We start from the raw sequence: 12,878 nt of genomic DNA, 5'->3' as shown, positions 1-12,878 counted from the left end.
AGGGAAAAGCGCTGCTTTCCCCTTTTATAGTTTAAATATTACTTAGATGAATCAATTAAATCAACATCAGTGTAATCAACTACGTCACCATCAATGTAAGTAATTGAAAGACCGTTTGTTGTTTTAGCTGCAGTACCAAAAGACATCATCATCTCATTGTACATAGCCATAACGTCACCAGTGTAACCTGCACTTTCATTACCAGTAATAGACAACGTGTAACCCATTGCATTATTTACTGTAATAGTTAAAGCACTTGCTTCTTCCATGTCGCTGTCAAGGTATGTAGTCATTACTTTAAAGTCTACATCACCAGAAACACCCTCTAATGTAATAGAGCCTGAATCTGTTGCATCATCAGCTGTAATACTTAACATACCAGTGAAGCCAGAATCACCATCCATGATTTCAACATGGTTAGCCGTTTCAGTCATTATGATTTCTGCATCATCTACATTGTCAGCAGTTACTGCGCCATCAAAAGTAAATACTAAACATGAATCGATTTGAGTAGCATCAATTGTACCGGCTGCAAAATCAACACAATCTGTAAGTGCTTGTGTTTGTGTAGCAGCAGTAACAAGCTCAACAGATACGTCATTCTCACCTTTTAATGTAGCGCCCCAAGCAACAACAAGCTTGTCGCCTTCATAAGAAGCCGCTGCATTAATCATCTCACCTGTAGTAGCATTGCTAAGCATTAGCGTAAGATCATCTAAGCTGTAAGCATAGTCCCAATCAGCATTGCGAGTTGATGTGCCTGTACCTGAGTTATTACCCATTTCAGCTAATTCATCAATTACGTCTGCAAGAATATCTGCTGCATCAGCAACTGCATCAGCACCAGTGCCTGTAAGCACAGTCATAGTCGATAATGACTCTGATGTAGCTTTAACAGAAGTTAGTACTTCAAGTTTTGCAACTGCAGTTTCAGCAGCAAGCTGTAGATTATAAGCTGTTACAAATTGCTCGCTAGCTAGTTCACCTTGAGCTACAGCAGCTGTTTGCATAGCTGTAAGCGCATCAATCATTGCTTGTGCGCCTTCGCCTTCAAGAGCTAAGTATTCATTCGCAGCAACAAGTGCTTGCTCAATAGCAATTTCAAGTGCATCAACAGCAGCAGCAAAATCAGACGCAGCAGTAACTGCAGTCATCGCAAGCTCTTTTGCTTCAGCAGCGTTTGCAGCTGTATCTACCATTGCATTTTCTGCGTTAGCAAGTGCGCTAGTAGAAGCCGCTTCAGCTGTGTCTGCTACTGATTTTTTCTCATCAGCAACGTCTGCAGTGTCTTCAGCAACTAGTTTTGCTGCAGCAAGAGCAATATCAAACGTTTCAATCGCAGTTTCTGCTTCTGCTACTAGTGCAGCTAATGCAATGTCGTATGCAACTGTGTCAGTTACAGCAACAGATGCGTCTGTTTGCAACGACGTTGCAGAATCAAGAACTTGTTGGTAATCAGAGCTTTGAGTAACTAACGCTTTTGCAGCAGTTACATAGCCTTGTGATTTAACAAAAATAGAACCCGCTTTAGCTGTTAAACCAGCTGTAGCAGCTTCATTTTTCAGTAATGTAACAGCGCTTACAAATGCAGCTGCGTTATCAGCGGTAAGAGCATCGCCACCCATTGCTTGAACATCTACAAGTGAGCTTTGAGCTGTTTCAATGCTCATTTCTAATGCAGTAAGTGCAGTTTGAGAAGCAGTAACTTCTAATGTTAAAGCAGCTGCTAGAGCTGTATAAAAGTCATCTCCAACTGTACATTCTGCGCCAGTACAACCAATTACTTCTAGTGCTTTTTTAATTTTCACTGCAGCGGCTGCAAGACCAGCATCAGTTGCTGCACCATTTTTAACAGCTTTATCTTTAGCAGCTTTTGCTTTTTTAGCAACATCAGCTGAGCTAGCAGCAAATGCAACTATCTCACCAGCAGTAGGAGCTGGAGTTTTTGCTGCGAAAGCGGCTTCTAATGCAGTTTTAATGTCATCTTCAGTACCAGTAGCAATGGCAACAAAAACATTTGCAGTATTTGTAATAGCTGTTTGTAACATTGTCGCTATTGCTGCAATGCTAGCATCAGCATTACCTTTAAACTGGCCTGATTTAATACCAGCTTTAATGCTGCTCATTACATCACCAATTGAAGGTAAACCTTGAATTGAAGATGAAAGCTGTGCAATTGCTAAAATACCGTCAGTTAGTTCTTCTTCGCCATCAACATCACTTAAATCTACAGCGCCGCCGTTAGATAAATCACCAATAATAGCTGAAAGTAAAAGTGCAGCGTCTTGACCCATTACTTGTACAACAGTATCTAAGCTTGCTTTAGCAATTGCGTCTTCATCTACACTTGAACCTGAGTCAAGAAGAAGAGCCGCCACTAACGATGTTAAGAAAGTAACATTAGCTTTATAAGAACTAGCAACATTAAGATCGCCAGCTGCACCACTTACTCCAGATGTATCTGCTTCAACAGCTGGAACAAATTTAACAACTGAAAGCTCTAGGTCCGTTTTGTACCATTCGCCAAACTCAATCGCAGTATCGCCATCATTTACGTCATCTTCTTCTGGCGCTACATCGTAATCGCCACAACCTACGTAAGCATCACAACGTAAAAAGCTATCATCACCTTCTGCAGACGTTTTAACAGTAATGTAAACTGGTCCAGTAAAGTCATCATCTAAGTAGATGCTGTAACGGCCGCTTTCATCAGTTAATACTTCAGGGTTAGCAGCAATTTTACTTGCTTCTACTGCAGCATCAGCAGCACTTTGTGATAGTGCTTCTTCAGAAAAAGACTCTGCTTCTGCTGAAGCAGCTGAGCGAAACGCAACAGGAACGCTTTGACCAGATGCATCTAAAGTCATTACAGTTACTACTGCACTTTTCATTGAACCTTTAACTGCTTTACCAGTTACTTCAATGTTGAACTGTGCATCACCTGTTGCAGTAAAAGATTCTACAGGTGTAACAGGAATGTTTCTGTCATTGTCCGAACCACATGCTGTTAAGCCTAATGTAAGTGCAACTGAAGCTGCAATAGGTGTAAATTTGATCGTACGCTTTACCATTTATTTCTCCTTGATAGCCTGGAATGAGTATCAGAAATTAGTTTAGTTGATAGTGGCTTGTGTAAGCTTTTATGTTTAAAAAGCATTAAAAAAGTACACAATCATAACCTTTGTTACCAGAACATTAAAAATACCATTAAGCTATATAGTTATGCTACATATTTATACGTTTTATAGAAGTATTTATCTTTATTCTATGAGCTACTTCTTTATCAGCATCTCTATTATTCAATAACCTATAGACACTCATAAAGAACCAGCACATATTGATACAATATATTCACTTTATTAAATGAATATTACATACAATCTAGTTTGTTAATTATATTCTTCAAGTAAATGCGATGGATGAAAGCTAAAAAAGAGGATAATTCGAAAAATTAATGAAAAAGGATTGTTTATAATGAATGTTAGTAGGTTTTACTTTAGCTAAGCAAACGTTTATAAAACTTGTTTACTTACCTAAAGTAAATGTTTAGTAATTACTGAGGGACTCTTACAACCCCTTCCATTAATACGCGTGCACTTCGGCTCATACTTGCTTTGGTAACTAGCCAGTTGCCAGCATTATTTTTAGCCTCAGCACCTACTTTTAGCGTGCCCGACGGATGACCAAAGTTAACTTCACTCAATGCGCCGCCACCAGCGGCTATATTTACGAGTGTGCCTTCGATTGCTGCAGCCGTGCCAATAGCAACAGCAGCTGTGCCCATCATGGCATGATGCAGTTTACCCATCGACATAGCACGTACTAACAAGTTGATATTTGCAGCTTCAATAAGCTTTCCGCTAGATGCTTTGTAATCTAAAGGCGCTGCAACAAACGCAACTTTAGGCGTATGTTGGCGAGCTTGCGCTTCACTAATGTTAGTGATTAAGCCCATTTTAACAGCGCCATAAGCACGAATGGTTTCAAGCTTTTCAAGCGCTGCAACATCGTTATTTATATCGTCTTGCAGCTCTGTACCGGTATAACCAATATCAGTGGCGTTAATAAATATGGTAGGAATACCTGCATTTATCATTGTTGCTTTTAAAGTACCAACACCCGGTACTTCTAAATCATCAGCTACATTACCAGTTGGAAATAACGCACCATCGCCATCAGCGGGGTCAATAAATTCAAGTTTTACTTCAGCTGCAGCAAAAGTAACGCCATCGAGCTCAAAGTCGCCGGTTTCTTGTACTTCGCCATTTGTCATGGGGACATGCACTAATATGCTTTTTTTAATATTAGCCTGCCACACACGCACAATAGCAACACCGTTATTAGGTACTCTGCTTTTATCGACCAAACCATTACTAATGGCAAAAGCACCCACTGCTGAGGTTAAGTTGCCGCAGTTACCGCTCCAATCTACAAAAGGTTTATCTATTGCCACTTGACCAAACAAGTAATCTACATCGTGGTCAGCTTGCTCACTTTTACTTAAGATTACGGTTTTACTGGTACTTGATGTAGCACCGCCCATGCCATCCGTTTGCTTAGCATACGGATCGGGGCTGCCAATAACGCGCAGTAATAAATTATCGCGCGCCTCGCCTGCTACTTGAGCAGGCTTTGGCAAGCCAGTTAAATTAAAAAATACACCTTTACTGGTGCCGCCACGCATATAGGTTGCAGGCACTTTAATTTGCGGTTTAAACATAATGCTTGCCCTTATGCAGATTGTGCTGCTTCTAAAAAGTCTTGTGCAAAGCGTTGTAACACACCACCAGCCGCGTAAATAGAAAGCTCTTCTTGGGTATCGATACGGCACTTCATAGGCACAGTGAGTACTTCACCGTCTTTACGAGTAATACTTAAATTAACGGTGGCACCTGGTTTTAAATCGCCTGCTACATCGTACGTTTCACTGCCATCCAGCTTTAGAGTTTTACGCGTTGTGCCTGCTTTAAACTCAAGCGGTAAAACACCCATACCAATTAGGTTAGTACGGTGAATACGCTCAAAACCTTCAGCTGCTATTACTTCAACGCCTGCAAGTCTTACGCCTTTTGCTGCCCAATCGCGCGACGAACCTTGCCCGTAATCGGCACCAGCTACAATAATAAGCGGTTGTTTACGCTCCATGTAGGCTTCGATTGCTTCCCACATACGGGTATTAGTGCCTTGTGGCTCTAACCGTGCGTAAGAGCCTTGCTTAACTTCGCCGTTTTCGTCCAGTACCATTTCGTTTAGTAGTTTTGGGTTTGCAAATGTTGCGCGCTGCGCTGTTAAATGATCGCCCCGGTGCGTTGCATACGAGTTGTAGTCTTCCTCTGGCACGTTCATTTTGGTCAGGTATTCACCAGCAGCACTACTTGCCATAATTGCGTTTGATGGCGATAAATGATCGGTTGTAATGTTATCGCCAAGAACTGCAAGCGCACGCATACCGGTCATTGTGCGCTCACCCGCAAGTGCACCTTCCCAATAAGGAGGGCGACGAATGTACGTACTTTCTGGGCGCCAGTCGTAAAGTGGATCGTTATCTTCACCGTAATCTACGGTTAAATTAAACATCGGCTCGTATACTTTTCTAAACTGCTCTGGCTTAACGCTTTGCTTAATTACTGCATCAATCTCTTCGTCTGACGGCCATAAATCTTTAAGCGTAATATCGTTGCCTTGTTGATCTTGCCCTAGTATTCCTTTTTCAATATCAAAGCGAATAGTGCCTGCAATGGCGTACGCAACAACTAAAGGAGGTGACGCTAAAAATGCTTGCTTAGCATAAGGATGAATGCGTCCATCAAAGTTACGATTGCCCGAAAGCACCGCTGTAGTGTATAAATCGCGATCGATTACTTCTTTTTGAATAATAGGGTCAAGCGCCCCGCTCATACCGTTACAAGTTGTACACGCAAAACCCACAATACCAAAGCCCAGTTGCTCAAGCTCTGTTAGTAGATTTGCATCTTCAAGGTATGATTGCACCGCTTTTGAACCCGGTGCTAATGAGGTTTTAACCCAAGGTTTGCGCATTAACCCCTTGGCATTTGCGTTACGGGCAAGGAGTGCTGCAGCAATTACATTGCGCGGATTACTCGTATTAGTACAGCTAGTAATAGCAGCAATAATACACGCGCCATCGGGCATTAAGCCTTCTTCGTTTTCTACAACGCCCGAAATCCCTTCTTTAGCTAAATCGCTTGTTGATACACGGCGGTGCGGATTAGACGGACCCGCAATATTGCGTCCCACGCTTGATAAATCAAACGTAAGCACACGGTCGTATTTAGCTGTTTTTAAGCTATCGCTCCAAAGGCCTGCTGTTTTTGCGTAGTTTTCTACAAGGGCTATTTGTTCTTCTTCGCGGCCAGTTAAACGCAAGTAATCTATTGTTTTATCATCGATATAAAACATAGCTGCAGTTGCGCCAAATTCAGGCGTCATGTTCGAAATGGTTGCTCTGTCACCAAGAGTAAGCGCATCAGCACCTTCACCGTAAAACTCTAAATAAGTAGATACAACACGTTGCTCACGTAAAAATTCAGTAATAGCCAACACAATATCGGTTGCGGTAATACCGGGTTGGCGCTTGCCTGTTAGCTCAACACCGACAATATCGGGCAAGCGAATATAAGAAGCACGGCCCAGCATTACGCTTTCAGCTTCAAGCCCACCTACGCCCACGGCAATAACGCCCAGTGCATCAACATGTGGTGTGTGGCTATCGGTACCAACTAAAGTATCTGGGAATGCAATGCCATCTCGGTTTTGAATAACCGGCGACATTTTTTCAAGATTAATTTGATGCATAATGCCGTTACCCGGTGGAATAACGTCAATATTTTTAAAGGCAGTTTTTGTCCAATTTATAAAGTGAAAACGGTCGTCATTTCGTCTGTCTTCAATGGCGCGATTTTTTTCAAATGCGTCAGGATCAAAACCGGCATGCTCTACAGCTAACGAATGATCAACTATTAACTGCGTAGGGACTACCGGATTCACTTTTGCCGGATCGCCGCCTTTAGCTGCAATTGCATCACGAAGCCCTGCTAAATCAACAAGTGCCGTTTGGCCTAAAATATCGTGGCATACTACGCGCGCCGGATACCAAGGGAAATCTAAATCTTGCTTTCGCTCAATTAGCTGATTAAGTGCATCGGTTAACATGGCAGGGTCGCATCGGCGTACTAGGTTTTCGGCAAATACACGTGATGAATAAGGTAGCGTGGCGTATGCACCTGGCTTAATTGCATCTACGGCTTCTTGGGTATCGTAGTAGTCGACATTTGAGCCCGGTAAGGGTTTACGGTATTGGGTGTTATTAATTATGGTCATGATAAGGGTTCGCTAATTTGGTGACGGTGTTTGCTCACAGCTAGCGTGTTTAATGAAAAGTTTGAGAAAAACTGCTCGCTAGTGGCTATGTGCAATAAAAAAGTGAGCACATGCGTGCTCACTCATTTTTTAACGTGACTCTATTGGTGTGTAACTACGTGCATCAGGGCCTGTGTAATCGGCACTTGGGCGAATAATACGGTTGTTAGCGCGTTGCTCTTTTACATGCGCAGTCCAACCAGTAACGCGGCTCATTACAAATATTGGCGTAAATAATTTAGTCGGAATATCCATAAAGTGATAAGCAGACGCATGGAAAAAATCGGCGTTACAAAACAGTTTTTTCTCGCGCCACATAATCTCCTCACAACGAACAGACACAGGGTAAAGCACGGTATCGCCTACCTCTGCAGCTAGTTTTTCAGACCATTTTTTAATAATTACATTGCGTGGATCAGACTCGCGATAAATCGCATGGCCAAAACCCATTATTTTGTCTTTACGCTCAAGCATGCCCATAACTTCTTGCTCAGCATGCTCAGCACTTGTAAAGCCTTGAATCATATCCATTGCCGCTTCGTTAGCACCACCATGTAATGGACCACGCAGCGTGCCAATCGCACCTGTTACACAAGAATGAATATCAGAAAGCGTTGATGCACACACACGACCCGCAAATGTAGAAGCATTAAACTCGTGCTCTGCGTATAAAATTAGTGATACGTTCATCACTTGTGCAAATAACTCGCTAGGTGCTTTGTCGTGTAACAGCGTTAAAAAATGTGCGCCAACAGAGTCGTCATCTGTTTGTGTTTCAATGCGTACGCCATCGTGTGTAAAGCGGTACCAGTAACAAATAATACTTGGGAACACAGCAATCATACGGTCGATTGCGTCGTTGGCTTGGTTAAAATCAAGCTCCATTTCAAGGTTACCCAACATTGAGCAACCTGTGCGCATTACATCCATTGGATGCGCATCTTTAGGAATATTTTCAAGCACGGTTTTAAGCGCATCCGGTAAGCCGCGTAAGCTTTTAAGTTTAGCTTTATACTCAGCCAATTCGCTTGTTGTAGGTAACTCACCGCGTGAAAGTAAAAAAGACACTTCTTCAAACTGCGCTTTTTCGGCCAGTTCGCTAATATCGTAACCACAGTACGTTAAACCAGAACCACTTTGTCCTACAGTACACAATGCTGTTTGACCAGCCACTTGTCCGCGTAAACCTGCGCCGCTTAATGCTTTATCTACCATGATCTTCTCCTATCTTAAATTTGTGTGTGATTTATTTTAATAGTTTTTATTTGTCAGATTTTGATGAAAAAAGAGTATCGAGTGTGTTCTCGTACGTGTGGTAATCTAAAAAGTCGTAAAGCTCAGAACGCGTTTGCATATTTTCTATTTGGCTTTGTTGCGAGCCTTCATTTAAAATTGCTGAATACACGTTTAATGCTGCTTTGTTCATGGCTCTAAATGCACTTAGTGGGTAAAGCACCATTTCAACGCCTACATCGCTTAACTGCTCTTTAGTGTAAATAGGTGTTTGGCCAAACTCAGTAATGTTTGCCAAAATTGGAACGTTAATCGCTTTTGCAAATGCTTGGTAATCAGCAAGGTCGTGTACGGCTTCTGCAAAAATAGCGTCAGCACCGGCTTCAACACAGGCAGCTGCACGGTCTATCGCGGCGTTTAAACCTTCTTTTTGAAATGCATCGGTACGGGCCATAATATAAAAATCGCTATCGGTTTTTGCATCAACTGCCGCTTTAATGCGGTCAACCATTTCACCTTGGCTTACAATTTCTTTATTAGGGCGATGACCACAGCGCTTTTGCGCTACTTGGTCTTCTATATGAAAACCCGCCGCACCGGCCTTAGTCATTTCTTTTACTGTGCGTGCAATGTTAAACGCCCCACCCCAACCGGTATCGGCATCCACAAGTAGTGGTAAATCGCTAGCACCTGTAATACGGCGAATATCTTCAAGCACGTTATCAAGGCTTGTCATACCTAAATCAGGCATACCAAACGAGGCGTTTGCAACACCGGCACCTGAGAGGTAAATAGCCTGGTGACCCATTTTTTCAGCCATCATCGCGGTGTATGCGTTAATAGTACCTACTACTTGTAACGGGCGGTTATTGGCAATAGCGTGTTTAAATTTTAATCCTGCTGACATTACTTTCTCCTCACTTTGAACGGTTGCTACGTGGAGTAACTTATAGTTTTAATCTGTAATTGTGACTGTTTAACTGCTCTTGCTAGCTTTTAGCTTTTAGCTTTTAGCTTTTAGCTTTTAGCTTTTAGCTTTTAACAGCTTATGCTTTCTGCTTAGCTAATAAATCAAATTTGGTTTGAATATTTGCTTGCGATGCACTTATGTGGCGCTTCATAAGCATTTCGGCCAGTTCGCCGTCGTGGTTTTCAATGGCGTTAATAATAGCTAAATGCTCATCAAACGCTTTTGATACACGCGGCCCCACCATGCCCATTTGTACACGGTACATGCGTATTAATTGATAGAGCTCATTACACAGTAAATGAATTAAATGCGCGTTTTTACTGCCTTGAATAATACGGTAATGAAAATCTAAATCGCCGGCTTCTTGATAATAAGATTCGCCTTCTTTAACACGTTGTGTTTGTAGGTGCTGATTAAGTAATTGCTTTAAGCCTTTTACTTCTTCGGGTTCCATATTGTCGGCAGCAAGCCTGCATGCTAAACCTTCAAGCGAGCTGCGAACTTGGTAAACTTCAATCAAACGCTCAGCGGTAAGGGCAACTACGCGACAACCTACGTTAGCTTTACGCTCAACAAGGTAGCAACTTTCTAAGCGATTTAACGCCTCTCTAAGCGTTGCACGGCTAACGCCATAACGTTTTGCAAGTTCTGGCTCTGATATTTTACTACCTTGAACTATAGTGCCTTCAACAATCTCACGGCGCATATCTACAAATACTTGATCTGATGCGGTAGTTATAGGCGCTTCGTTTAAAAATGTGTGTGTCATAAGTTATTTTTTAGATTGTCGACAATTCATATGGTCACTATGTGCTTATTAAAAAAACATGTCAACCCTAAAACCTATCAAAACGACTAAAAAACACGCTCATTGTCGACACTATTAACCTAAAGTCGCATAAAAATGGTTTTACAATGGACTAAAACAGTGAAGTGTCGACAGCGTAATAAATCAGATGTTACGCTTTTTAGCGCTGAAAACACCTCGCATAAATGCTATTATCGCGCTTTATTTTTATAGTATGAGCTAACGCGTGAACGCCAACACTTTTATTCCTGAGCACTTTATTGATGACGTAAAAACCTATTTGCCAGCGCATCTAAACTTAGATGACTTTTTAAATGCGTGTCGCAGGCCGCTCAGAAAATCTATTCGCGTTAATACATTAAAAATTAGCATTGAAGAATTTGTAAAACGTGCAACTGAAAAAAATTGGCTGCTAACCCCTATTCCATGGTGCAGTGAAGGCTTTTGGTTAGAGCGCCCAAGCGATGAAGAGCAAAACCTAGCCCTTGGTAATACCGACTTACATCTAAGCGGTGCGATGTACGTGCAAGAGGCAAGTTCAATGCTGCCCCCTATTGCCTTAAAACAGAGTATTGAACTCGCAGACTCTCAAAGTAACACCATACTTGATATGGCATCAGCACCAGGCTCTAAAACATCGCAGCTAGCTGCACTTATGGATAACCAAGGCGTGCTTGTTGCAAACGAGCTTTCGTCGTCTCGTTTAAAGGTACTTAGCGCAACGCTCAAACGTATGGGGGTTGGTAACTGTGCGCTTTCGCATTTTGATGGCGTTATATTTGGCAACTACATGTTTGAATGCTTTGATAGCATACTGCTAGACGCGCCCTGTTCTGGTGAAGGCACCGTACGTAAAGACGCAGACGCCCTTAAAAATTGGTCAATAGAATCAAACATACAAATAGCCCAAGTACAAAAAGACTTAATTAAAAGCGCATTTTACGCATTAAAGCCAGGTGGCACATTAGTGTATTCAACCTGCACACTTACTCCGCTCGAAAACCAACAAGTATGCGATTATTTACTCAGTGAATTCGGTGACTACATAGCACCGCAATCCCTAAGCGACTTATTTGAAGGTGCAAGCAAGGCTACTACCGATGAAGGCTATTTACATGTATGGCCGCAAACGTTCGATAGCGAAGGCTTTTTTATCGCTAAATTTAAAAAGCACGCAAGTTGCGATAACCCAAATCAAACTGTTAAAAAAGGCGCGTTTCCGTTTAACGAATTTGATAAAAAACAAAGTGCCGCGTTTATGCAATCGCTTAAAAAGCACTTTGGGCTAACTAACCTACCTGGCAGCTTAATGCAGCGCGATAAAGAACTGTGGTTATTTCCACAAGGGTTTGAAGCCGTACAAAATAAAATTAAGTACGCACGTTTAGGTATTCAAATTGGCATTATTCATAAAAACGGCGTGAGACTAACGCACGAATTTGCAACCGTATTTGGCAATAAGTGTAAAACCAATGTATTTGCTTTAAATAACGAGCAAGCAAATGATTATTTTCAAGGTAAAGATATACGCTTAGCTGAGGCAACTCAAACAATAGGTGAAGTAGTATTAACGCTGTGTGGTTGCCCTATCGGGCTGGGGAAATGGCAAAAAAATAAGATCAAAAACTCACTACCACGCGATCTAGTGCAAAATACGCAGTTAATAAGCTGGGGTTAAACTAAAGTACAAATTACGCATAATTAATCTAATCCTTTGTTATCAAATGTAACTAGGTGGCAAAATTAGTTATGCTTTATTGAGTAGCTTTACTATAGTTTTAAGTACTTTCTTCTTCTCCCTAACGAACCAGAAAGTTTTTAGTTAACGCTAGGCTCAATTTAGAGTCATTTTATTGCCCAGAGGTTTTTTATACACCCCTGGGCAATTTTTTGCGCAGTATAATAACAATTCAGCTTTACCAAAAAACAAGTATTCACAAAGAGGTTATGAGGCGCTGCGCTTTTAGAGAAGTGATAAATCAGTTAGTTGAATAGATCACTTGGTGTCTTCTCATTTACTCCTCATTCTCTTCTCTTTGTGCAATTGGTTTATCACATTTAACTTTAACGTGAACCCGCTTCACGATTATAAGTAAGCACAATTCTCTTCTAGAGATACAAGACGTGCTGCTTGCTGCCGTTTAAAGCAACGCTTTTACCAATAAAACAAGTATTCACAAAGAGGTTTTGAGACGCTGCGCTTTTAGAGAAGTGATAAGTCAGTTCGTTGAATAGATCACTTGGTGTCTTCTCATTTACTCCTCATTCACTTCTCTTTGTGCAATTGGTTTATCACATTTAACTTTAACGTAATTAAGCTAAACGATTACAAGTAAGCAAAAAACTCTTGTAGGGATACAATACGAGCTGCTTGCTGCCGTTTAAAGCAACGCTTTTACCAATAAAACAAGTATTCACAAAGAGGTTTTGAGACGCTGCGCTTTTAGAAAAGTGATAAATCAGTTAGTTAAATAGATCACTTGGTGT

The 12,878-nt window shown here is 41.6% G+C and carries 7 protein-coding genes; 1 reads left to right on the top strand and 6 read right to left on the bottom strand.

Annotated features, from left to right (window positions below; genetic code table 11):
* Nucleotides 1–38: 38 nt before the first annotated feature.
* The 6 genes from I6F45_RS17760 to I6F45_RS17735 form a co-directional block, all read right to left on the bottom strand.
* On the bottom strand, nucleotides 39–3,071 hold the full coding sequence (locus I6F45_RS17760; protein WP_165740742.1) for a hypothetical protein: 3,033 nt from the start codon (nucleotides 3,069–3,071) through the stop codon (nucleotides 39–41).
* Between the two features lie 482 nt (nucleotides 3,072–3,553).
* Nucleotides 3,554–4,720 carry a 2-methylaconitate cis-trans isomerase PrpF gene (gene prpF, locus I6F45_RS17755; RefSeq protein WP_165740741.1) on the bottom strand — a complete coding sequence of 389 codons (1,167 nt, stop codon included), beginning with the start codon at nucleotides 4,718–4,720 and terminating at the stop codon, nucleotides 3,554–3,556.
* Between the two features lie 11 nt (nucleotides 4,721–4,731).
* Nucleotides 4,732–7,341: a Fe/S-dependent 2-methylisocitrate dehydratase AcnD gene (gene acnD / locus I6F45_RS17750; RefSeq protein WP_165740740.1), complete on the bottom strand. Its 2,610-nt coding sequence runs from the start codon at nucleotides 7,339–7,341 to the stop codon at nucleotides 4,732–4,734.
* Between the two features lie 129 nt (nucleotides 7,342–7,470).
* On the bottom strand, nucleotides 7,471–8,595 hold the full coding sequence (gene prpC, locus I6F45_RS17745; protein WP_165740739.1) for a bifunctional 2-methylcitrate synthase/citrate synthase: 1,125 nt from the start codon (nucleotides 8,593–8,595) through the stop codon (nucleotides 7,471–7,473).
* A 46-nt stretch (nucleotides 8,596–8,641) separates the two neighbouring features.
* Nucleotides 8,642–9,520, bottom strand: coding sequence for a methylisocitrate lyase (gene prpB, locus I6F45_RS17740; RefSeq protein WP_002962361.1), 879 nt, complete (start codon nucleotides 9,518–9,520; stop codon nucleotides 8,642–8,644).
* A 139-nt stretch (nucleotides 9,521–9,659) separates the two neighbouring features.
* Nucleotides 9,660–10,352, bottom strand: a complete 693-nt coding sequence (locus I6F45_RS17735) for a GntR family transcriptional regulator (RefSeq protein WP_165740738.1) — start codon at nucleotides 10,350–10,352, stop codon at nucleotides 9,660–9,662.
* A gap of 265 nt (nucleotides 10,353–10,617) precedes the next feature.
* Between I6F45_RS17735 and rsmF the strand changes: the two genes are divergently transcribed.
* Entirely contained in the window at nucleotides 10,618–12,069 is a 1,452-nt protein-coding gene (gene rsmF, locus I6F45_RS17730; protein WP_165740737.1) for a 16S rRNA (cytosine(1407)-C(5))-methyltransferase RsmF, read from the top strand.
* The last annotated feature ends 809 nt before the right edge of the window (nucleotides 12,070–12,878 follow it).

Source organism: Pseudoalteromonas sp. SWYJZ19 (assembly GCF_015864375.1).
Taxonomy (GTDB): Bacteria; Pseudomonadota; Gammaproteobacteria; order Enterobacterales; family Alteromonadaceae; genus Pseudoalteromonas; species Pseudoalteromonas arctica.
The sequence above is the reverse complement of the archived record's forward strand: the minus strand, read 5'-3'. Positions and strand labels throughout refer to the sequence as shown.

Coding starts and splice junctions, on each gene's coding strand:
- prpC (WP_165740739.1), bottom strand. CDS start 8,595: ATGGTAGATAAAGCATTAAGCGGCGCAGGTTTACGCGGACAAGTGGCT.
- prpB (WP_002962361.1), bottom strand. CDS start 9,520: ATGTCAGCAGGATTAAAATTTAAACACGCTATTGCCAATAACCGCCCG.
- prpF (WP_165740741.1), bottom strand. CDS start 4,720: ATGTTTAAACCGCAAATTAAAGTGCCTGCAACCTATATGCGTGGCGGC.
- I6F45_RS17760 (WP_165740742.1), bottom strand. CDS start 3,071: ATGGTAAAGCGTACGATCAAATTTACACCTATTGCAGCTTCAGTTGCA.
- I6F45_RS17735 (WP_165740738.1), bottom strand. CDS start 10,352: ATGACACACACATTTTTAAACGAAGCGCCTATAACTACCGCATCAGAT.
- acnD (WP_165740740.1), bottom strand. CDS start 7,341: ATGACCATAATTAATAACACCCAATACCGTAAACCCTTACCGGGCTCA.